15 protein-coding genes and 2 rRNA genes are annotated in these 22,456 nt (G+C 53.3%); 10 read left to right on the top strand and 7 right to left on the bottom strand.

Features of this window, described 5'->3' with window-relative positions; translation table 11 throughout:
- Window positions 1-2: 2 nt before the first annotated feature.
- A 23S ribosomal RNA gene (locus JYE49_RS06460) occupies window positions 3-2,894 on the top strand.
- Window positions 2,895-3,001: 107 nt separating this feature from the next.
- Window positions 3,002-3,118, top strand: a 5S ribosomal RNA gene (rrf, locus tag JYE49_RS06455).
- Window positions 3,119-4,202: 1,084 nt separating this feature from the next.
- Here the strand turns inward: rrf and JYE49_RS06450 are convergent.
- From JYE49_RS06450 to JYE49_RS06420, 7 genes are all read right to left on the bottom strand, one after another.
- A complete protein-coding gene (locus tag JYE49_RS06450; protein WP_093958501.1) occupies window positions 4,203-4,835 on the bottom strand; it encodes a lysoplasmalogenase in 633 nt (210 codons plus the stop codon).
- 3 nt (window positions 4,836-4,838) lie between these two features.
- Entirely contained in the window at window positions 4,839-5,615 is a 777-nt protein-coding gene (locus JYE49_RS06445) for a CHAP domain-containing protein (RefSeq protein ID WP_093958502.1), read from the bottom strand.
- Window positions 5,616-5,641: 26 nt separating this feature from the next.
- Window positions 5,642-5,932: a hypothetical protein gene (locus JYE49_RS06440; protein WP_093958503.1), complete on the bottom strand. Its 291-nt coding sequence runs from the start codon at window positions 5,930-5,932 to the stop codon at window positions 5,642-5,644.
- Window positions 5,933-5,958: 26 nt separating this feature from the next.
- Entirely contained in the window at window positions 5,959-7,092 is a 1,134-nt protein-coding gene (locus JYE49_RS06435; RefSeq protein WP_093958504.1) for a hypothetical protein, read from the bottom strand.
- Window positions 7,089-7,868, bottom strand: a complete 780-nt coding sequence (locus JYE49_RS06430) for an FHA domain-containing protein (RefSeq protein ID WP_093958505.1) — start codon at window positions 7,866-7,868, stop codon at window positions 7,089-7,091. Before JYE49_RS06430 ends, JYE49_RS06435 begins: the two co-directional genes overlap by 4 nt.
- Before the next feature lie 57 nt (window positions 7,869-7,925).
- The gene (locus JYE49_RS06425) at window positions 7,926-8,819 is read right to left on the bottom strand and encodes a metal ABC transporter substrate-binding protein (RefSeq protein ID WP_179217454.1); all 894 of its coding nucleotides are present in this window, start codon (window positions 8,817-8,819) and stop codon (window positions 7,926-7,928) included.
- Window positions 8,820-8,940: 121 nt separating this feature from the next.
- A complete protein-coding gene (locus tag JYE49_RS06420) occupies window positions 8,941-9,447 on the bottom strand; it encodes a hypothetical protein (protein ID WP_093958507.1) in 507 nt (168 codons plus the stop codon).
- A 418-nt stretch (window positions 9,448-9,865) separates the two neighbouring features.
- On the opposite strand from JYE49_RS06420, the gene dnaA reads away from it, so the two are divergent.
- The 8 genes from dnaA (at window position 9,866) to JYE49_RS06380 (ending at window position 22,447) form a co-directional block, all read left to right on the top strand.
- Window positions 9,866-11,194: a chromosomal replication initiator protein DnaA gene (gene dnaA, locus JYE49_RS06415; protein ID WP_093958508.1), complete on the top strand. Its 1,329-nt coding sequence runs from the start codon at window positions 9,866-9,868 to the stop codon at window positions 11,192-11,194.
- 213 nt (window positions 11,195-11,407) lie between these two features.
- Window positions 11,408-12,430, top strand: coding sequence for a phenylalanine--tRNA ligase subunit alpha (gene pheS, locus JYE49_RS06410; RefSeq protein ID WP_093958509.1), 1,023 nt, complete (start codon window positions 11,408-11,410; stop codon window positions 12,428-12,430).
- A 107-nt stretch (window positions 12,431-12,537) separates the two neighbouring features.
- A complete protein-coding gene (gene pheT, locus JYE49_RS06405; protein WP_093958510.1) occupies window positions 12,538-14,943 on the top strand; it encodes a phenylalanine--tRNA ligase subunit beta in 2,406 nt (801 codons plus the stop codon).
- A gap of 197 nt (window positions 14,944-15,140) precedes the next feature.
- Window positions 15,141-18,026 (top strand): extracellular solute-binding protein, encoded by a 2,886-nt coding sequence (locus tag JYE49_RS06400; RefSeq protein WP_093958511.1) that lies wholly within the window; start codon window positions 15,141-15,143, stop codon window positions 18,024-18,026.
- Window positions 18,027-18,084: 58 nt separating this feature from the next.
- A complete protein-coding gene (locus tag JYE49_RS06395) occupies window positions 18,085-18,993 on the top strand; it encodes a carbohydrate ABC transporter permease (protein ID WP_093958538.1) in 909 nt (302 codons plus the stop codon).
- 1 nt (window position 18,994) lies between these two features.
- The gene (locus tag JYE49_RS06390; RefSeq protein WP_283399479.1) at window positions 18,995-20,233 is read left to right on the top strand and encodes a carbohydrate ABC transporter permease; all 1,239 of its coding nucleotides are present in this window, start codon (window positions 18,995-18,997) and stop codon (window positions 20,231-20,233) included.
- Window positions 20,234-20,250: 17 nt separating this feature from the next.
- Window positions 20,251-21,783 (top strand): NHL repeat-containing protein, encoded by a 1,533-nt coding sequence (locus tag JYE49_RS06385; protein WP_179217455.1) that lies wholly within the window; start codon window positions 20,251-20,253, stop codon window positions 21,781-21,783.
- Window positions 21,749-22,447 carry a Yip1 family protein gene (locus JYE49_RS06380; RefSeq protein WP_093958513.1) on the top strand — a complete coding sequence of 233 codons (699 nt, stop codon included), beginning with the start codon at window positions 21,749-21,751 and terminating at the stop codon, window positions 22,445-22,447. Before JYE49_RS06385 ends, JYE49_RS06380 begins: the two co-directional genes overlap by 35 nt.
- Window positions 22,448-22,456 lie beyond the last annotated feature (9 nt).

Here is a 22,456-nt window from a genome sequence, read left to right as displayed (position 1 = left end):
GAAATCAAGCTACAAAGAGCACAGGGTGGATGCCCTGGCACCATACGCCGACGAAGGACGTGGCAAGCTGCGATAAGCTACGGGGAGCCGCAAGCAGGCACCGATCCGTAGACATCCGAATGGGGAAACCCGGCAGGTGAAGAACCTGTCACCGTAAGATGAATCCATAGTCTTACAGGAGGGCACGCGGGGAACTGAAACATCTAAGTACCCGCAGGAAGAGAAATTAATTTAAAGATTTCCTAAGTAGCGGCGAGCGAACGGGAAAGAGGCCAAACCGGGGGGCATGCTCCCCGGGGTTGTGGGTCAGTAACGTGTATGGAAGACTTTAGCCGAAGAGAGATGGAAAGCTCAGCCAAAGAGGGTAACAGCCCCGTAAGCGAAAGAGTCAACCAGCTAACTGATACCAGAGTACCGCAGGGCACGTGAAACCCGGCGGGAAGCAGGGTGGACCACCATCCAAGCCTAAATACGATATGGTGACCGATAGCGCATAGTACCGTGAGGGAAAGGTGAAAAGAACCCCGGGAGGGGAGTGAAAGAGAACCTGAAACCCTGTGTTTACAAGCAGAGAAAGTACACGTTATGTACGATCTCGTACTTTTTGTAGAACGGACCGGCGAGTTACGTTATGCAGCGAGGTTAAGGACTGAAGGTCCGGAGCCGAAGCGAAAGCGAGTTTGAATAGGGCGATAGTTGCATGACGTAGACCCGAAACCGGGTGACCTATCCATGGCCAGGTTGAAGTGGGAGTAAAATCCCATGGAGGACCGAACCAGACGTCTGTTGAAAAAGGCGGGGATGAGCTGTGGATAGGGGAGAAATTCCAATCGAACCCGGAGATAGCTGGTTCTCCTCGAAATAGCTTTAGGGCTAGCCTCATGGATAATTGATGGGGGTAGAGCACTGAATGGGCGCGGGGGACTCAAATCCTACCAAACTCTATCAAACTGCGAATACCATACAATGCAAACCATGGGAGTCAGTCCGCGAGAGATAAGTTCCGCGGGCAAAGGGGAACACCCCAGATCAACCGCTAAGGTCCCAAAGTACACGTTAAGTGGAGAAGGATGTGGAATTGCACAGACAACCAGGATGTTGGCTCAGAAGCAGCCACACATTTAAAGAGTGCGTAATAGCTCACTGGTCGAGTGGTTGTGCGCCGAAAATGTCCGGGGCTAAAACGTGACACCGAAGCGATGGATGCGCGTAAGCGCGTGGTAGAGGAGCGTTCTGTGGGGGCTGAAGCCGTATCGAGAGGCACGGTGGACCGCACAGAAGAGAGAATGCCGGTATGAGTAGCGAGAGCGAAGCGAGAAACTTCGCCGTCGAAAGCCCAAGGTTTCCTGGGGAAGGTTCATCCACCCAGGGTAAGTCGGGGCCTAAGCCGAGGACGGAAGTCGTAGGCGATGGACAGCAGGTGTATATTCCTGCACTACCGAAGAATGAAGCAGTGACACAGAAGGATAGTCTGAGCGGGGTGATGGTCAACTCCGTACAAGCACTGAGGTTGGAACGTAGTGAAGTACGCGTTCCTTTAAGCTGAGGTGTGATGTGGACCGAAATTAAGTAGGGAAGCAGATGAGTTCACGCTGGCGAGAAAAGCTGCTAGTATATCTGAAGGTACCCGTACCGGAAACCGACGCAGGTGGGCGAGGAGAATCCTGAGACGAACGGGAGAACCCTTGTTAAGGAACTCGGCAAAATGACCCCGTAACTTCGGGATAAGGGGTGCCTCGAGAGAGGCCGCAGAGAATAGGCTCAAGCGACTGTTTAGCAAAAACACAGGTATCTGCGAAAGCGAGAGCTGACGTATAGGTGCTGACACCTGCCCGGTGCTGGAAGGTTAAGGGAACATGTTAGAGCAATCGAAGCATCGAACCGAAGCCCCAGTAAACGGCGGCCGTAACTATAACGGTCCTAAGGTAGCGAAATTCCTTGTCGGGTAAGTTCCGACCCGCACGAATGGTGTAACGATTTGAGCGCTGTCTCAACAGGGGCCCGGTGAAATTGAAGTATGGGTGAAGATGCCCATTACCCGCGACTGGACGGAAAGACCCCGTAGAGCTTTACTGTAGCCTGATATTGGATTTCGGTAACGGATGCACAGGATAGGTGGGAGACTTGGATGTTAGGACTTCGGTCTTAGCGGAGTCGCTGTTGGGATACCACTCTTCTGTTACTGGAATTCTAACATGGACCCGTGAACCGGGTAATGGACAGTGTCAGGTGGACAGTTTGACTGGGGCGGTCGCCTCCGAAAGAGTAACGGAGGCGCCCAAAGGTACCCTCAGAATGGATGGAAATCATTCGAAGAGTGCAAAGGCAGAAGGGTGCCTGACTGCGAGAGTGACAATTCGAGCAGAGACGAAAGTCGGGCTTAGTGATCCGGCGGTATTGAGTGGAAAAGCCGTCGCTTAACGGATAAAAGCTACCTCGGGGATAACAGGCTGATCTCCCCCAAGAGTCCACATCGACGGGGAGGTTTGGCACCTCGATGTCGGCTCGTCGCATCCTGGGGCTGAAGCAGGTCCCAAGGGTTTGGCTGTTCGCCAATTAAAGCGGCACGCGAGCTGGGTTCAGAACGTCGTGAGACAGTTCGGTCCCTATCCATCGTGGGCGTAGGAGTCATGAGAGGAGCTGTTCCTAGTACGAGAGGACCGGAATGGACGCATCACTGGTGCAACTGTTGTCGTGCCAACGGCATAGCAGGGAAGCGAAATGCGGACGGGATAAACGCTGAAGGCATCTAAGCGTGAAGCCCACCTCAAGATAAAGACTCCCATTGCGCAAGCAAGTAAGACCCCTGGAGGACTACCAGGTAGATAGGTCATCGGTGGAAGTGCGGTAACGCATGGAGCTTGATGATACTAATAGGTCGAGGGCTTGATTTCATGATTGGTCCAGAGACCAATTAAGGTAACAGATAAACTAACAGGTCAGATTTTCCTGAATATTGTAGCTGTGCAGTTGTCAGTGTGCGCAAGGACACTGAACCATTTTCGGTGGCAATGACGAAGAGGTCCCACCTGTTCCCATACCGAACACAGAAGTTAAGCTCTTCAGTGCCGATGGTACTTGGCTGGTAACGGCCCGGGAGAGTAGGTCGCCGCCGGATTCCAAAAAAATCACCTGAGTAATCAGGTGATTTTTTTGTGGAATCAAGGCGGCGCGCCCCCGCAATCTCAATCGTCGCAGAGAATCTCGCGGGGACGCTTCGGCCCTCTGCTCGTTTCGATTGACTCGCTCACCTCGTTTTCGCCTTTGGCGAATGCCCCACTGGGCCATTACTCGGATCACTCCCCGGATTCCAAATAGGCAGTTGCTTACGCAACTGCTAAAATACTTTGTAGCCAAATGGATTTAGAAACACAGGCGGTGAGAGGGGAGACGAAGAGGTCCCTCCGCAACCTCAATCGTCGCACTGCTCCCTTGGAGCGGTCGCATTGCTCGTTTCGGTAAGGATTCGCGCGCGCACCGCGGGCGGAATTCCCGCCTCGCGCACCGCGCACGACAGGACTCCGCCTCAATTCGGCTTCGCCGACAGCCCACTGGGCTGACATTCGGCTCGCTCCCATGTTCCATACCGAACACAGAGCACTGCTGCCTACAGCAGTGCAAAGATACTTTGCAATATTGAACAATGATTGGATTGGCAATTCTGATTGACAGGAGGTGCTATGCACCTCCTTGATTGCTTTGATGCACTGGCAGCATAGCATGTCAAGGATGCCGAAGGCACGGCGCAGCCGCTGTGTCCTTGACTGGGTATGCTGACTGTGCTTCAAACTAGTTTTATTTCATACCAACACAGAGTACCGCAATCTGATAGGCAACAACGCAAAGATACTGAATCATGAATGAATTGGGCAATTCTGATTGACAGGAGGTGCTATGCACCTCCTTGATTGCTTTTGTGCACTGGAAGCATAGCATGTCAAGGATGACAAAGGCACGGCGCAGCCGATGTGTCCTTGACAAGGTATGCTGAGTGTGCTTAAACCTGGTTTTATTTCATACCGAACACAGGGCGCTGCTGTTCAATAGGCAGCAGTGTAAAGATACTTTAATACTTTCAACAGTATATATACTTGTTATATACAAAATATGTGGATTGAGAAAGAAATACGGTCTGTTTTATGGCGAACAGGTATAAAAAGACCGCCTGTGGGTGTGCAGGCGGGGATATGCATATTAATAAATTACAGAAGGCAGGAGAGGCCGAAAAGGAGCTGGGCGGCGTAGTAGGTGATCATGATGGCCCAGTCGACGGAGCGGCCGGCAGTGAAGAGGAGGCGGGCAAGGATCATCACGTCGCTGATGAAGAAGAGTGCGCCGCCGATGGCGATCAGCTGGCCCTGGAGAGTATTAAGGGTGAAACAGGCAATTGCACAGGCTGACGCGAGGCAGAGAATAGTGCCATAAACCGCAATGATGGGCATGGTTTTTCCGATGGGCTTCCGCCAGCGCCAGAGGAGGAAAACCATGATTCCCAGCAAGCACAAGGCCGCAATCAGGTGGAAGCCGGCGACCGGGCAGAGACGGGTAAAGAAACCGATATAGCAGATATGCCCGGCAATGAAGAATCCGGCGCCGATATACATGTTGAATTCCAGAATCCAGTCTGCTATTGCATGAAATAACAGGGCTGCAAAGCAGATCCAGTACTGCGGATCCAGACGAATGGCGGCAGTCAACGCAAGACTTGCCGCACAGAGGGTTCCAAGGGATTTAAAAGCAGCCGCAAGCTTCATATGCAGTGCTTTTTTGTAATACAGAAAGAAAGGAAGGCAGACAAAGATGGACAGAGCGCATACAGCGTACATCCACAGCATGAATTATTCCTCCGTTGACTCCTGAGATTCTTCCGGGATCCAGGGCATGAGGAAGATCGTGATATACATATTCTTCTTGGTATAGGCGTAGCCATAGGAGAAGATGTTGGTTTCCTCACGGTCACGTTCTTCCTGTGGAACAAGGGACATATCCTTGGGCTTCTGCTTTTTGTCGGAAGCCTTATTCAGATCGTAATCGCGGATATACATTTTTACGGTATGTCCTTTTACGTTGCCTTCAATGGTGGTGATCCGGTAAATGCCGTCGGAAAGCTTTTCCACGTCGTAAACAAGACCCACATGATAATAAGGCGTGGAACCGCCGGAGCCTTCATTGCCATAGACGGCGATATAGCCTTTCTGGGGTACGCGGGTAATCCGGTTCAGCTTGGCATATCCTTCATAAAGCTTTCCGACACCGGCTTCCTTTACGTGGAACAGACCATCGACTTCACCGTCTTCAATCTTGTTCTTTTCCTCCATAGGGATGCCGGCTTCCAGCATGCACCAGGTAACGAAACCGCCGCACCACTCAAATTTGTAGTCGTTCCGCCATTTGGTGTATTTGTTCTTTTCCTTCAGGTTTTTACCGTCGGTTTCGATCAGCTGCTCATAGGCAATGTCCAGCATGTTCTGGATTTCAGCCGGGATATCCTGAACAACTTCCGTGGTGATCTCCCGGGCTGTGTATTCCGTGGCTTTCTTTTTCGCAGCCAGAGAAGTGGAGCAGCAGAGGATCAAAACAAGCATAAGCGCCAGGGCGCGTTTCATCTTTATCATTGGTCGTTCATTCCTTTCACAGGGGATCAGAGGCCCAATACATTATACTCTTCTTCCGGAGGATTGTCAGTCCCCGGAACCGTGTTTTCGACCGAAAAACCTGCCCAGGGATCAGGTGTGCTTTCCGGGGACGGAGAGCTTTCCGGTGAGACTGAAGGATCCGGAGACGAGGACAGGCCGGGAACAGGAAGAGAGAGGGAAGAGAGCGAGACCCCGGTGGTTTTCAGAACGTGTCCCGTGCACAGCACAACTGTCAGCAGAAAAGCGCAGACAATCAGCAGCGTGAGCAGGCGGAAACGGGAACGCATCTGTTTCATACAATAGTCCTTTCAGTTCAGGGAAATCACTTGGCCAGCATGGCCAGATGGGCATCCTCTGCCAGGTCAGAATCGTTCCGGCCGGAAATACCGCAGAGGATCCCGGCGAGGAAGAAATGGGCACAAAGTGAAGGAAGGGACGTTGTCATAAGCGGCATTTCCAGTTCACTGAAGGGCAGGAAGCCGAAGAACGACAAGACAGATGACAGCGTGTATAAGCCCAGAAGCAGGCAGATTCCCATGGCAAGGATCGCATGAAAACGCATCCGGGCACAGGAAGCCACCGTGGTTCCGTGCAGGATAAGGGGAAGATACAGCAGCACCGTCAGGCCGGTGAAAACCAGGCCGTAATGGCCGAGCAGGCGGGAGAAAAGGGAACCGGATTCCGGAACAGACAATCCCTCCGGAAACAGGTCCGCTCCCAAGGCTCCGACGGCCTTCAGCGTATCCGCAGATAACGCTTCCTGGGAAACAAGGGCAGGCGTATGGGCTGTGTACATGCCGTAGAACAGGAGCACAAAGGCAGCCAGTGAAGGCAGGACAACCAGCAGACGGCCGTCGGCCGCAAAGAGGAGCAGCAGGGTCGTGAGTCCCCAGATCAGGGCATCCGCTGTTTCACCCCGGAGCAGCAGCAGGACAGCGGCGGCAATGCCGAGGCCAGCCGCGGAGATCGGTCCTTCCCGGGAAAGGAGAACGGCGAAGGCAATCAGCAGCAGAGCCAGCGCGGGCTGCGTGACCGGCAGGGTGAAGGTGGGCGCAATCAGCTTTCCGGCCAGCAGAAGCAGGCCGAGGAAGGCCGCGGATATAGCAGTGAGCAAGGAACCGGACAGGGAACGGATCAGGATGGCACCGACGATCAGGACAATGATCCCGATGCCACAGCTGACAGCCTGAACCAGGGCAGTGTCCGGTACAGTCATGGCCAGGGAGGCGATCCCCACGGAACAGAAGAAGAGAGATAAGGCCAGGATCAGCCTGTCCAGGGAAAAAGCCCGGGCAAGGATGGTACAGCACAGCAGCATGGCGCAGGGGACGCCTGCGGCAAGCATGTAGAGCCTGTAATCTCCCGCCTGCAGCGCCGGAACCAGGAAGAAAAACAGGGCGAGGAACAGCATAACGCCGCTGAAACGGAAGCGGGCAGAGGATTTTTGCTTTGTCATTCGCTCCAGTCCTCCTTCCAGCGATCAGCGCGTTTACGGCGCGGGGCAGCAGGCGCCTGCGGCGGTACTTCCTGTACAGGCTGCTGTTCCGGGACTTGCTGAGGAACCGGCTGAACCGGAACAGGCTGTTCGACGGGCATCTGAAGGGGACCCGGTTCCTGCCAGGAAGGCGGGTAGAAAGCAGGCTGCACATTCATGGGTTCCTGCGGATACTGCATCGGAACCTGTACAGGCTGCGGCATCGGATCAGAAAAGGAAACGACGGCAGGCTGCGGGGGAATAAAGGTTCGGTTAGTATGAGAAAGGGCGGCAAAAAGCTGCAGCCTGAGTACGGCACTGCCGATCTGCAGCACGGATCCATGTACCAGCGGCATATCCATGCCCCTGCGGGTGACGGGGACACCGTCGATCAGGACTTCACAGCCAACCCGGGGACGGATCAGCAGACCTGTTCCATCCTGCCAGGAGAAATCAAGGTGATGTGAACTCACACCGGGGCAGGGAATGACCAGATCGCAGGAGCGCAGCGAACCAAGCACGCCTTCCCGGGGGACAGGAAACCAGGTATCCACGGGCAGTTCATCACTGCCGGAAAGAACGACGAGTTCACCCACGGTTCCGGCACCCGGGAGATTTTTGAACCGATCCCGGCGCTCTTTCCGGTCGGAATGATGCCAGGAGAAGGCCAGGAACAGGAGCATGAGCGCAAGGACAATAAAAAGCCAGCGTGAAGCCTGGGAAAGAACCGAGTAGATTTCCGGACTTACGCTGAACATAGATGATCCTTTCTTAAATCAGAATTCAGAATTAAGAATTCAGAATTATAAAGAGTTTTACTGAGCTATAGCGTTTAACAGGGTTTTGACGTTCTGCATCATGATGGATTCATAGTAATCCAGGGGCGGGTTTTCAGGACCGCTGGTCATGGGATCCAGTTCGCAGACGGGGATGCCGGTCTCGTTAACCAGGGTGTTGACGGAAGGATCCTCTTCAGCCGATTTCAGGATCAGCGGCATCGGGATGCCGAGGTTGAAGATGAGTTCTGTCACCCGGACCAGCTGTGCGGTCGGCAGGATGTCTTCCGGTTCCTTGTTGACAACGGCCGCGGCAGTCAGCCCGCAGGCTTCGGCAAAGTAGGGGAAAGCCTCATGGAAGATGATGACTTTCCGGTCTATGTCTTTGGTCTCCTCCCGGATGGTTTCATCCAGCGCCTGAAGACGTTCCTGATACGCATGCAGGTTTTCCAGGATTTCCGCCTCCCTGTCCGGCATCAGGCGGATCAATCCTTCCGCCAGGTTGGCAGCCATACCGGCAGCCCGCTGGGGATCCAGCCAGAGATGGGAATTGACTTCCTCGTCCTCTTCGGCTTCGCCGATTTCGACGGTGTCTGATTCGTGGAGAAAGGGAAGGCCGGCAGTCGCGTCAATGACCGGCAGATTGGGATACGCTCCCGTAACGACCGGCAGGAAAGATTCCATTCCAGCGCCGTTGACCAGCAGGGCATCCGCCTGTGAAAGCGTGACCATATCGGAGTTCTGCAGGGTGTAATCGTGCAGGCAGCCCGTTGTCGGCTCCGCCAGGTTCACAACTTTGACGGATTCAATCCCTTCAGTCAGGTTCAGGGTCAGAATCCAGACAGGGTAAAAGCTGGTAACGATAGTTTCTGCGGCAGCAAGAGCCGGAAGGAAAAGCGTAAGTACAAGCAGAAGGGCAAGTAATTTCTTCATGGAGAACCTCATTTCAATTCAGAATTCAGAATTAAGAATTCAGAATTATATATTCTTTCATCAGGATTAACAGAGGAGACAATAGATCATTATGAATTATGAATTGTGAATTATGAATTTTCTAACGCGCCGGTGCGGGCGGAACGTCTTCCGGATCCATCCAGGGCTCCCATTCAGCACGGGGCCGGCTGTCCCGGATGATCCTGGCAATGATCTTCCGCTCCGAGGCGGGCATGAAATCAGCATATCGGGTATAGAGTACGCGCATGGCAGAGAAGGAACCGGTGTCCATGCAGTACTGATGCAGGGAGTCGTAGGTGACAGAGTAGACCTTCAGATGATCAAAAAGAACGCCCATCACATCATCGGAGGCGTCCCTGAACTCTGCCGAACGGATCCGGCGTACAGTGCCGTTATCCATCTGTGCACCCATGGAGGGGCCGAGCTGCTCATAGACTGTATTGAAAAGCACATCCTCGAGACTGGCGGCCAGATCGGAGAAGGTATCCCGGTAAGGTGCAAAGTTCCGTAAGAGCGCGGCAGCCTTCTCCCAGATTCCGGGACGGTCCACCAGGGCAGACCCGAAGCGGAAACGCAGGGCTTCCCTAACATGCCAGGCTTCGATCATGCCCATCCCTCCGTAATAGTTTCCTTATATAATGTATACTGTATGATATCATAAAATGAAGTAATTGTTAACTTTTCACGGCGATTTTGTCGGCGAATACAAAAAACAGGAAAAAAACGATGCAAAAAAACGGCCTATACCATAAATCTAGTGGAGTCGGCCGGAACAAATACAAAACCTTGACAGAAAAAATGAAAGAATTCTAACATTTTAATCGTTTTATCCACAGGGCAAGAACCTTGAAATTACTCAATGTTTTTGCTATGATAGTCGAGCCGGTTTGCAAAAGGCCAGTTTTCCACAGCCCGGTTATCCACAGCTCACGAACCCTCGTGCGCTTTTTTCGCCGCCTTTTGCAGCATATGAAGCAAATCATCGCTTTTGCGTTTTAATAACCAGATGAATGGAGAATGTATTGATGAACATGGAGTCGCTCTGGGAGCAGACGTGTGCCCTGCTGTCGCGGGAAATGAACTACGTGTCCTACAGCACGTGGGTAGACGGCAATATGGTGCCCGGGATGCTGGAGGACGATACTCTGTTTGTCGTGGTGAAAATGGAACGCATGATCTCCATGATCCAGAACAAGTATGCGGATCTGATTGAGCGGAAACTGACGGAAGTAGCCGGCAAGGCTGTCCATATTGTGCTGCTGACGAAGGATGAGATGAAAGCCCGTACTGAAACCGATGAAGATACGGATAAAACGGATGATACAGATCCCCATCTCAATCCCAAATATACTTTTGAAAGCTTCGTGGTTGGCAACGGTAACCGCTTTGCCCATGCCGCGGCGCTGGCGGTGGCCGAGAGCCCCGCGGAAGCCTATAACCCGCTGTTCATATACGGCGGCGTGGGTCTTGGCAAGACCCACCTGATGCAGGCAATCGGACATTTCATCCATCAGTCTGATCCGAAGAAGAAAATCCTGTACATGACCAGCGAAAGCTTTACCAACGAACTGATCAGCGCGATCCAGCTGAAGAAGACCTATGAATTCAGGGAGAAGATCCGGAAGGTTGACGTGCTGATGGTGGACGATATCCAGTTCATCGCCGGCCGGGAGAGTACCCAGCAGGAGTTCTTCAATACCTTCAATGAACTGCATAATGACAACAAGCAGATTATCCTGACCAGCGATAAACCGCCGAAGGATATCCAACGCCTGGAGGAACGGCTGTGCAGCCGTTTCGAGTGGGGTCTGGTGGCCGACATTCAGCGTCCGGACGTGGATACCCGTGTGGCTATCCTGCGGGAGAAGACCGTGCAGGACAATATCGAAGTGCCGGACGATGTGCTGCAGCTGATCGCCGGCAAGATTGACAGCAACATCCGTGAACTGGAAGGCTGCCTGACCCGGCTGGTGGCTTATTCCACCCTGGTGAAGGAACCGATCACCCTGGATCTTTGCGAGCGGGCCCTGAAGGAGATCTTCGATTCCAAACGGCATAAGCAGATCACCTCCGAGCTGATCATGCAGACCGTCAGCGATTATTACGGATTGTCCATGGATGACATGACCGGTCCCACCCGGAAACGGGAAATCACGGTGCCCCGGCAGATTGCCATGTACCTGACCCGGGAGATGACAGGCATGAGCCTGCCCCAGATCGGAACGGTATTCGGCGGCCGGGATCATACGACGGTATTGCACAGCTGCAAGACGGTGGAAGCGAACATGACTGCGAACACCGATATCAAGGCTGTGGTGGAGGACATTAAAACACTGGTGAAGAACGCACAATAAAATTCAGAATTAAGAATTCAGAATGATCAGAGAGCGAGGCGTAAAGGCTTCGCTCTTTGTTTATGTATAAGGCACTAAAACTAAGAAAAACCAATAAAGAATTGACATTTTATGCTACATAATCCATAATTCATAATTACGGTAATTGGTGATAACAGGATCACCGGTGATCGTTTTGATGAGACAAATCATGATTGCACGGGAGTGGAGCACATGGAGCAGAAGATCAAGGCACTGCAGGAACAGATGGAACAGAAAATCGGCCAGATCGACACAAAGGAAAAGCTGGCTGAATTCTGGCAGGAGTTTCTGGGCAAGAAGGGTGCCATCGCCGATCTGATGAAGGGCCTGGGTGCCGTGGCCAAGGAAGACCGGCCGGCTATGGGCAAAGTCATCAATGAGTTCAAGGTGCTGGTGGAAGAAAAGTACCAGGCCCTGAGCGCAAAGATGGACGAGCTTGAGCTGGCTGCCCGCAACCGCCGGGAACAGGTGGATATTACCCTGCCCGGAAAGGGACTGCCGCTGGGCGGACTGCATCCCCTGACGCTGGTGAAGAATGAAATGATCAACGTTTTTGCCAGCATGGGCTTCGATATTTTCGAAGGACCGGAAATCGAGGATGATGATCACAACTTTACCCGCCTGAACGTGCCGAAGGATCATCCTTCCCGTGATATGCAGGATACTTTCTACCTGGAAAATGAACTGCTGCTGCGTACGCAGACAAGCGGCGGCCAGATCCGCGTGATGGACATGCAGAAGCCGCCGATCAAGGTGCTGGTTCCCGGACGGGTTTTCCGTTCCGACAGCGACGCGACCCATTCTCCCATGTTCCATCAGATGGAAGGCCTGGTGGTGGACAAGGGCATTACCCTGTGCGACCTGCAGGGTATGCTGGACAAGTTCGTGCAGCAGATTTTTGACGCGGACGTGCGCACCCGGCTCCGTCCCAGCTATTTCCCCTTCACAGAACCGAGCGTTGAAGTGGACGTCAGCTGTTTTGAATGCGGCGGCAAGGGCTGCAGCCTGTGCAAGCACACCGGCTGGATTGAAGTGCTCGGCGGCGGTGTGGTTCATCCCAAGGTGCTGGAAAACTGCGGCATCGATCCGAACGTCTATTCCGGCATCGCGTTCGGTATCGGCATTGAGCGGATCACCATGCTGAAGTACGGTATCAACAATATCGGACTGCTGTTTGAGAACGATATGAGATTCCTGAAGCAATTCAAAGAATGACATCAAATTCAGAATTCAGAATTAAGAATTCAGAATTATTACTTAGACTATCATACCAGGACAGAAACAGTTTATGGAATGATAATGCAGGGCAGGGGAGATAAAAGATGAAAGTACCTTACAGCTGGTTAAAGGAATATGTGGATATTGATATCACAGCGGAAGAGCTTCAGGAGAAGCTGTTCGGCTGCGGTTTTGAAGTGGAAGAGCTGATCGACCTGGGAAAGGAAGTCAGCCGCGTGGTCGTGGGCGAGGTGCTCTCCTGCGAACCTGTGGAAGGCACACACCTGCAGATCTGCCAGGTGAACTGCGGTTCCTACGGTAATCCGATCCAGATTGTGACCGGCGCGCCGAACGTTTATGCGGGCATGCATACGCCTGCTGCGCTGGACAATTCCACGCTGCCCGGAGGAATCACCATCAAGGCAAAGCCCCTGAAGGGGATCCCTTCAGACGGTATGCTCTGCTCCGGTGAGGAACTGGGCCTGAATGACGACCTGTATCCCGGCGCGGAGGTCTATGGCCTCATGGATCTGCCGAAGGACACGTTACCGGGAACGGATATCCGTGAAGTTGTCGGAATGAATGATTATATCTTTGACGTCACCATTACGGCGAACCGTCCGGACTGCCAGAGTATCCTGGGCATTGCCCGTGAGGTGGCGGCCGCCCTCGGTAAGGAACTGAAGATGCCTGCCACCGACTACACGGTCAGCGATTACGTTTTCCCCGGCCTGGACATCACCGTGGAAGCGCCTGATCTGTGCCCGCGCTACCTGGGACACGGTGTACGCAATATCACCGTCGGGGAGAGCCCGCGGTGGATGAAACGGAACCTGGCCCTGTGCGGACTGCGCAGCATTTCCAATGTGGTTGATATCACGAACTATGTGCTGCTGGAGATCGGCCAGCCGATGCATGCCTTCGACATGGATCAGCTGCAGGATCGCCGTATCATTGTCCGCCGGGCTAAAGACGGCGAGAAGATCCAGACGCTGGACGAAAAGGAATTCACCCTGACGCCTGACAACCTCGTGATCTGCGACGGAAACCGTCCTGTGGCCCTGGCCGGTATCATGGGCGGCCTGAACAGCGAGATTACGGAGAAGACAACCCAGCTGCTTTTTGAGGCGGCCAAATTTGCCCGGGACAACGTACGGAAAACTTCCCGTGCGCTGGGACAGAGCAGCGATTCTTCCGCCAGGTTTGAGAAGGGCATCAGCGAATACATTACAGAGCTGGGTATGGCCCGCGCACTGCACCTGATCCAGGAGCTGGGCTGCGGTGAGATCACCTCCAGCACCTTTGACTGCAGCGCCGGAGCACCGAGGGAAGGAAAGCGGTTTACCGCCAGCCTGAAGCGGATCAACGCGATTCTCGGCATCGAAGTGCCGGCGGAGGACGTGCTGCGGATTCTGAAGAATCTGAACTTTGAAGTGAAGCAGGACGGCGATACGCTGGACGTAACTGCCCCGCGTTACCGTGAAGATATTGAGGTCGGCGAACCGGACCTGGCGGAGGAAGTAATCCGCGAATACGGTTATGATCACGTGATCCCCACCTTCCTGAAGGCGGCGACCGTGACCAGCGGCGGCAAGACCCCGGCACAGCAGCGCAGGGATCGTGTCTGCCGGATCATGTGCGGACAGGGCTATCATGAAGCCTACACCATGTCCTTCTATTCCGACAGCGACCTGGATTTCCTGCGGATTCCGGAAGGCGCGCCGGAACGGAATGTGCTGCGCATCAAAAACCCGATTTCAGTCAACCTTTCCATCATGCGGCCTCTGCTGGCACCCAGCCTGGTGAACGTTGTGGTGGAGAACCTGAAGAAGGGCAACAACGACGGCCGGATCTTCGAGATCAGCAACATCTATATTCCGAGGGACGGGGAGATGCCGGAAGAAAGGCCGCATCTTGGTTTCGCAGCCTTCGGTGACGCTGAGGATTTCTTTACCGTGAAGGGAACCGTTGAAGCGCTGGGTGAAGCCCTCGGTCTGTCCTTCGACGTGGAACGGGCTGTCGACGTGCCGTGGCTGCATCCCGGAATCGCCGCCTACATCCTTTGTGAAGGAGAACGGATCGGCTGCTTCGGAAAGCTGGCCAACGAAGTGACGGGTGAACTGAAGCTGCACAAGGACGCCAAGTCCAATCACAAGATCTTCCTGGGCGAAATTGATTACAACGCCATGATGAACCACATGGCTGCCAGTTTCCGGTATCGTCCTCTGTCTGTATTCCCGTCCGTTGTGCGCGACCTGGCACTGACGGTGGCGGAGGAGACGGCCTGCGGCGACCTCATGAAGGAAATTGCCCGGGCCTGCCCGAGCGTCAGCGACGTGGAACTGTTCGACATTTATCGGGGAGAACAGATCGGCGAGGGACGCAAGAGCATGGCCTTCAAGATCACCTTTGAGGCGGCCGACAAAGCCCTGACCCCTGAAGAACTGGATAAATACATTAAAAAAATTCTTGGGAATCTGAAATTCAAACTCGGAGCTGAAATCCGATAAACCAGATTTTTCAACACTGAAAACATTTCCGGAAAGCGACGTCTGCCAGATGTCGCTTTTTTGTACGTACAATTGACATGAAAATATATTGCAATTATAATTAACACGGTATTTTTAGATTGCATTTGTAACCAATTTCACAGTATCAGGGAATCTGATTTTCCGGCGTGCAAACGTCGCAAGTGGGAGATGAACTCATGTCAAGGAAATGGCGGAACATTCTCATCGGCGTCCTTGTCGCTGCTCTTGTAATTGCCGGGATCTGGCTGCTCAGCCGGTCCGAGAACAGTTTCAGGAGCAAGTATGAGGGCGCTGATCTGTCCACAGATGTCAGCGGCATTGGACGGAGCAACACCTATACCTCTTATCTGGAGAAGTATGCGAATCTGCCCGCTGTCAGTGAAGCTGTTGAGGTGGACCTGGCCTCCTTCGAAGGGAAAGGCGGCGAAGTCTGTGCGGACGGTGTGCTGACGGCTGATGAGTCAGAGCTTACCTGGAAGGTGAATGTACCTAAGGCCGGCTTGTACAATATCCGCCTGGATTACCTGACAGTGGAAAGCCGCGGTGTGGATATTGAGCGTGAAATTGCGATTAACGGGGAAGTTCCTTTCACCGGCGCAAGCACGCTTTGTTTCTCTCGCCTGTGGACCGACGCAAACGAGGTGCGCAAGGACAACCAGGGGAATGATATCCGTCCTACGCAGGTGGAACGCTTTGAAAAGCAGAGCGCATACTGCAAGGACGACATGGGATATCAGACAGAGCCCTATGCCTTCTATTTCAATGAAGGGGAGAATGAACTGACGATCCGTGCTGTCAATGAGCCGGTGATTCTTTGCGCTGTTTCGCTGACGCCGATTATGAAGTCTCCCACTTATGCGGAATACGCAGCAGCCCAGCCTGAGGTTTCCGCCAGCGAAGAGGCGCTGAACTACAGCCAGACAATCCAGGGAGAATCCGCCGTGCTGCGCAGCACGCCGAGCCTTTACGGACGTTATGACCGCAGCTCCGCCCTGACAGAACCCTATTCCGTATCAAATTCAATCCTGAATTATATCGGCGGCGAACCCTGGACCCATCCCGGCGAGTGGATCCAGTGGGAGTTTGAAGTACCGGAAGACGGATACTACAACATTTCCATCAAAGCACGGCAGATGTACCAGCGCGGCGCGCTGTCCGCACGAACCGTTTATATCGACGGTGAGATTCCGTTTGAAGATCTTGAAGCAGTAACATTCAGCTACAGCACCGGTTGGGACATGCACACCCTGAGCGACAAGGAAGGCACCCCCTTCCGCTTCTGGCTGAAGAAAGGAAGCCATTCCATCCGCATGGAAGTGACCATGGGAGAAATGGGGCCTGTCCTGAAATCCGTGGAAGACAGCATCTTCCGCCTGAACCAGATTTACCGCAAAATCCTGGTTCTGACAGGCGCCAATCCGGATAAATACCGTGATTACAACCTGAAGCGGATTTATCCCGAAGCCATTGAGGCGATGGATCTGGAAAGCAAACGCCTGTATAAAATCGTGGATGATACGGTGGCTATCACCGGTGAGAAGAGCGACCGGATTGCCTCCGCACAGACGCTGGCTGTACAGCTTGAAACCTTTGTGAAAAAGAATGAACGGATCACAGAATCCTTCCAGAACTTCCGGGACAACATTACTTCGCTCGGAACCGCAATGCAGAACATGGCCGAGAGCAAGCTGGACGTGGATCTGATTATGGTAACAGGCGAGAACGTCAATGTTCCGGAGGTTCGCAGCAATGTCTTCCAGGATATTATTCATGAAGTCCGGAGCTGCCTGAGTTCCTATACCGTAGACTATAACAGCCTGGGCGACAAGTATGAGGATACGGACGACGTGGTGGAGATCTGGATCACCACGGGCCGCGACCAGAGTACGGTGCTGAAGAATCTGGTTGACAATACCTTTACCGCAAAGACCGGCATTAAAGTGAACGTCAAGCTGGTGCTGCAGGACGCCATCCTGCCCGCTGTTGTCGCAGGAAACGGCCCGGACGTGGTGCTGAGCCTCAGCGGCTGGTTTGCTGTGAACTATGCCATGCGTAACGCGGTTGAAGACCTGACCCAGTTTGAAGACTTTGAAGAGGTTACCAAACCGTTTACAAAGAGCATCCTGGAACCGCTGACTTATAATGACAGCAAGAAGATCGGTATTTACGGACTGCCTGAAACCCAGGATTTCGCCGTGCTGTTCTACCGCAAGGACGTTATGGAAGAGCTGGGTCTGGCTGTTCCGCAGACCTGGGATGAGCTGATTGCGGAGCTGCCGACGATTCAGGGCAACAGCCTGACGATCGGTATCAATTTCCCGGACATCCGGGTTGTGGACAACTCCGTGCTGAATTCCATGATTTATCAGAATGGCGGAGAAATCTACGACAAGGAAGCCAAGCACACGCTGGTGGACAGCGAGGCAGGCGTAGCCGGATTCAAGCAGTATACGAGCCTGTACAACGACTACGGCCTGCCGGTGGTGTTCGACTTCCCGAGCCGGTTCCGCAGCGGCGAGATGCCGATGGGCATCCAGAACTACAATATGTACAACACCCTCATGGTTTCCGCTCCGGAAATCCGCGGCCTGTGGGACTTTACCCTGTTCCCGGGAACGATGAAAGAGGATGGAACCATTGACCATACTGCCCAGACAAGCGGACTGTGCTGTATGATGATTGCGACAAACAATGAAACAAAAAAGAAAAATGCCTGGGAGTTTATGAAGTGGTGGGTGAGCGCGGACGCGCAGGTTCGCTTCGGCCGGGAGATGGAAAGCATCCTGGGTGCTTCCGCCCGGTACCAGACAGCCAATCAGGATGCGCTGACGCAGCTGGCCTGGTCTGACAAGCAGCTGAAAGTGCTGAAAGAACAGATGTCACAGACCCGGGGCTTCCCGGAGATCGCCGGCGGATATTCAACGCAGCGCCATCTCATCAACGCAGTACGTAAGGTGATCAATACCAAGGAAGATCAGCGGGAGACACTGCTGACTTACGCACGAACCATTAATGAAGAGATTAAGATCAAACGGCGGGAATTCAACCTGCCGGTTGATTGAGAAAGGAAGGAGGGAAGCGAATATGCAGTCACAGTCATTTGCTCATAGATACCTGGCTATGAGGCGGGACAAAATCGCACACGGGTGGACGCTTGCAAAACGGAACAAGGGCTGCTACCTGTTCCTGGCTCCATACGCGATTCTGTTCATTACCTTCTTCATTCTGCCGATCTGCACATCGATCATTTACAGTTTTACTTACTACAACATCCTGGAACCTGCCCGTTTTATCGGACTGCAGAACTATACGAACCTGTTCCTGCAGGATGAAATATTCCTGACATCTGTTAAGAACACTTTCGTTTGCGCCGTCATTATTGGGCCGGTTGGATATATCCTTTCCTTCCTGTTTGCCTGGTTTATCAATGAACTGCCGAAATGGCTGCGGGCGGTGGCGGTTATCGTATTCTACATCCCCTCTATCGGCGGTGCTGCCTTCGAAGTGTTCAACACGATTTTCCGTGGCGACGCCTACGGATGGTTCAACGCCCTCCTGATGGAGTACGGCATGATCAACGCGCCGGTTCTGTGGCTGACCGATCCGCGGTACATGCTGACCATTGTTATCATCGTATCCCTGTGGATGAGCATGGGTACCGGCTTCCTGAGCTTTGTGGCCGGCTTCCAGGGCATTGACCGCAGCATGTATGAAGCCGGATATGTGGACGGTGTACGGAACCGCTGGCAGGAGCTGTATCATATCACGCTGCCCAGCATGAAGCCCATGCTGCTGTTCGGCGCTGTTATGAGCATTACATCCTCCTTCAACGTCGGCGCCGTACCGCGGGCCCTGTGCGGATTCCCCTCCACAGACTATGCGGCCCGTACGGTTGTTACCCACCTGTTTGACTACGGATATACCCGCTTCGAAATGGGTTATGCCAGCGCCATTGCGGTGATCCTGTTCGTGGCGATGATTCTGTGCAAGAAAGCAATTACCGGATTGCTGGGAAGGGTGGGTACCTGATATGAGTGAGATTAACACCGTAAGATCCAATGGTACCCTGCAGCTCATCAACGGTAAGAAGTACCGCGGCGAACTGGTTGCCGGTGAAACCGGCGCGGCTTTCTATGCCAAAGGACAGAAGGTGCCTGTAGCTGAATGGCACTATGCCCGGATGAACCGGATGGACAATATCCGCCGGGGTGGTACTACCAGCCAGATCACTGTTATCCTGAAGGACGATACCCGTTACGTGTTCGAACTTGCCCAGGGCCTGAAGCTTTACAGCCATATGGATAAAAACTGGGCAGATAAGCCTGTGAAGGTCAAAACGCGGGGCGATATCCTGCATGAGCAGGCGGAACGGCTGGGCCAGAAGATTGAGGTGCCGAAGAAGCACCTGATTGTCCGGCGGCATCCCAACCGGTCTATTACGGGCGACGTGATCATTTACCTGCTGCTTGCCCTGGTTGCGGTTGCCATGCTGTTCCCGCTGGTATTCCTGCTGGGATCCAGTCTGAAACCCCTGGATGAACTTTTCCGGTTTCCGCCGCCCGTGTGGCCCACCCGTCCGACGATGGACAACTTCTCCGACCTGTTCGTGACGATGGGACAGAGCTGGGTACCCTTCAGCAGATATCTGGTGAATACCATCTTCATTACCGTGGTTGGTACTTTCGGTCATCTGGTGATTGCCGGCATGGCGGCTTTCGTGCTGGCCAAATATGATTTCCCGGGCGGACGGCTGTTCTTCCTGCTGGCCACCACTTTCCTGATGTTCGCTTCCGGTGTGGTTACGGACATCCCCAACTACCTGATTATGAGACGGCTGGGCCTGGTAGATACCTATTGGGCTCTGATCCTGCCTGCGTTTGCCGCGCCGATCGGTCTGTTCCTGATGAAACAGTTCATGGAAGGACTGCCTACAGCTTTGATTGAAGCGGCGACCATTGACGGTGCCGGACGGTTCCGGGTTTTCTGGAGCATTGTGATGCCCAACGTGAAACCGGCCTGGCTGACGATGATCATCTTCAGCGTACAGTCCCTGTGGAACAACCCGGCAGGAACCATCATCTATTCCGAGGCGAAAAAACCGCTGGTATACGCACTGCAGCAAATCCAGGGCGGCGCGGCGGTCAACATCGCCCGTACAGGCCAGGTGGCCGCGGCCAATGTGATTATCGTCGCGGTTCCGGTGCTCATCTTCATTTTCAGCCAGAGCCGGATCCTGGAGACCATGGCCTCCTCCGGCATCAAGGACTAAGAGGGGAGGAAATGATGATGAAAAAAGCGGTTTCCTTTCTGATGATCCTGATCATGCTGTTCACGGCCTGTACCGCGCTGGCGGACGACAGCTTCAACGTGAACAAGGATGGCTACAGCACATCCTATACCTACGGATATGACTACTGGCGCGACGTACAGGAGTCTCCGGACGCCTACCGGGTCGAAACAGTCATCGACAGCGTTGACCTCGGCCTGGATGCGCGCATGAACAAGCCCCAGAGCCTGTTTGCACGGAACAATGACCTGTATGTTGCCGACACGTTCAACAACCGGATTCTCCAGCTTGAATACAGGAACGGCCAGGCAAAGCTGACAAGAATCATTGATCATGTGGCGGGAGGATCTCCTGAGAATTTCAACACCCCGTACGACGTATATGTGGACGTGGATGGGAATATCTACGTTGCGGATTACGGCAACCTGCGCGTCGTGATGATGGATAAGGACCTGAACTGGATCAAAGAGTTTACGAAACCTGCGGACGCCACCTTTGACCAGAGCCTGGATTTCCTGCCGAAGAAGATCACGGTTGACGTTGCAGGACGACTGTATGCACTGGTCACGAACGTCAACAAGGGTATCGTGAAGTATGAGTCGGACACCACGTTTACCGGATTCATCGGTGCAACGCCTGTGAACTTTTCAACCTTTGATTACATCTGGAAAAAATACTTCATGACCCAGGAACAGCGGGACGCTTCTCCGTCTTTTGTTCCGACGGAATATGAAAACATGTACATGGACAAGGACGGTTTCATCTATGCCACGCTGACAAACTTTGATGAAGGCGCCCTGGACGCAGGCCAGGTAAACCCGATCCGCCGCCTGAACGGCCTGGGAAATGATATCCTGATCGCAAACGACAGATATCCTCCCATCGGCGACCTCTGGTGGCAGAAGGGTGAATCTTCCTACTTCGGTCCGGCCAGACTGACGGACATTACTGTTTTCGACAATGATATCTACATCGTTCTGGACCGGATACGCGGACGTCTGTTCGGCTATGACAGCCAGGGCATCATGCTGTGGGCATTCGGTACCCGCGGCAATATTGAAGGCGCCTTTACCAGCCCGATCAGTCTGGAACATATCGGAAATGACCTGTTTGTGCTGGATCAGCTGGAAAACAGTATTACGATTTTTACGCCCACGGAATACGGCCTGAAGATTTATGACGCCATCAACAAATACCAGGACGGCGATTATGACGAGAGCGCGAACGTGTGGACGGAAGTGCTGAGGCAGAACGCCAATTATCCCATGGCTTTCCGGGGCATCGGACGTACGGTGCTGAGGCAGAACAAGTTTGAGGAGGCCATGGAGTATTTCAAGATGGCCCATGACCGGGAAAACTACGGCAGGACTTTCAAACTGTACCGGAAGGAATGGATTGAAAAGAATGCCCTATGGATTTTCCTGGGAGTGATACTGCTGCTGATTGTGCCGTTGATCCTTGGAAGAATCAAGAGAATGAAGTGGGAGGTGATCATGCATGAGCAGAGCAAAATCCGCAGAAACGCTGAGTGATGCCGCAGCCGTCAGTAACAGACGGAAAGAATCCCGGGCAGAATACAAGCGTGCACTGAGGTATGCCCTTTACGTGATTACCCATCCCTTTGACGGATTCTGGGACCTGACCCGTGAGCATAAGGGGAACCTGGCCGCAGCCACCACATTCCTGGCGCTGTTCCTGATTACCCGTGTGCTGAAGATCCTGTGTACCAGTTTCCAGTTCTTTGATGCGGCTGTACAGCATATCAATGTATTTGAGGAAATGGGCTCCCTGCTGCTGCCCTTCCTGATTCTATGTCTGGCCAACTGGGCGATGACAACCCTGTTTGAAGGAAAAGGCCGGTTCAAGGATATCTACATTGGTATGTGCTATGCGCTGGTGCCCTATATCATGATCCAGCTTCCGATGATCCTGGTCAGCAACATACTGACCTATGAAGAGGGAAGTCTTTACAGCGTCATGCTTTCGATCAGCGTGATCTGGAGTGTGTTCCTCGTGTTTGTCGGTCTGATGGAGATTCATGACTACGGTCCCGGAAAAACCTTTATCTTCATTATTGTAACAATTGTAGGTGCCTGCGTGATCATTTTCCTGGCCCTTGTATTCTTCAGCCTGCTGAGCGATGCCGTCGGGTTCTTTGTGAGCCTGTACCGTGAAGCAGCCTACCGGCTGAATTAAGGAGGGATG

The organism is Aristaeella hokkaidonensis (genome assembly GCF_018128945.1).
GTDB classification, from domain to species: Bacteria; Bacillota; Clostridia; order Christensenellales; family Aristaeellaceae; genus Aristaeella; species Aristaeella hokkaidonensis.
This window is presented reverse-complemented; position numbering and strand designations above follow the sequence as displayed.

Coding starts and splice junctions, on each gene's coding strand:
- JYE49_RS06450 (WP_093958501.1), bottom strand. CDS start 4,835: ATGCTGTGGATGTACGCTGTATGCGCTCTGTCCATCTTTGTCTGCCTT.
- JYE49_RS06445 (WP_093958502.1), bottom strand. CDS start 5,615: ATGATAAAGATGAAACGCGCCCTGGCGCTTATGCTTGTTTTGATCCTC.
- JYE49_RS06440 (WP_093958503.1), bottom strand. CDS start 5,932: ATGAAACAGATGCGTTCCCGTTTCCGCCTGCTCACGCTGCTGATTGTC.
- JYE49_RS06435 (WP_093958504.1), bottom strand. CDS start 7,092: ATGACAAAGCAAAAATCCTCTGCCCGCTTCCGTTTCAGCGGCGTTATG.
- JYE49_RS06430 (WP_093958505.1), bottom strand. CDS start 7,868: ATGTTCAGCGTAAGTCCGGAAATCTACTCGGTTCTTTCCCAGGCTTCA.
- JYE49_RS06425 (WP_179217454.1), bottom strand. CDS start 8,819: ATGAAGAAATTACTTGCCCTTCTGCTTGTACTTACGCTTTTCCTTCCG.
- JYE49_RS06420 (WP_093958507.1), bottom strand. CDS start 9,447: ATGATCGAAGCCTGGCATGTTAGGGAAGCCCTGCGTTTCCGCTTCGGG.
- dnaA (WP_093958508.1), top strand. CDS start 9,866: ATGAACATGGAGTCGCTCTGGGAGCAGACGTGTGCCCTGCTGTCGCGG.
- pheS (WP_093958509.1), top strand. CDS start 11,408: ATGGAGCAGAAGATCAAGGCACTGCAGGAACAGATGGAACAGAAAATC.
- pheT (WP_093958510.1), top strand. CDS start 12,538: ATGAAAGTACCTTACAGCTGGTTAAAGGAATATGTGGATATTGATATC.
- JYE49_RS06400 (WP_093958511.1), top strand. CDS start 15,141: ATGTCAAGGAAATGGCGGAACATTCTCATCGGCGTCCTTGTCGCTGCT.
- JYE49_RS06395 (WP_093958538.1), top strand. CDS start 18,085: ATGAGGCGGGACAAAATCGCACACGGGTGGACGCTTGCAAAACGGAAC.
- JYE49_RS06390 (WP_283399479.1), top strand. CDS start 18,995: ATGAGTGAGATTAACACCGTAAGATCCAATGGTACCCTGCAGCTCATC.
- JYE49_RS06385 (WP_179217455.1), top strand. CDS start 20,251: ATGAAAAAAGCGGTTTCCTTTCTGATGATCCTGATCATGCTGTTCACG.
- JYE49_RS06380 (WP_093958513.1), top strand. CDS start 21,749: ATGAGCAGAGCAAAATCCGCAGAAACGCTGAGTGATGCCGCAGCCGTC.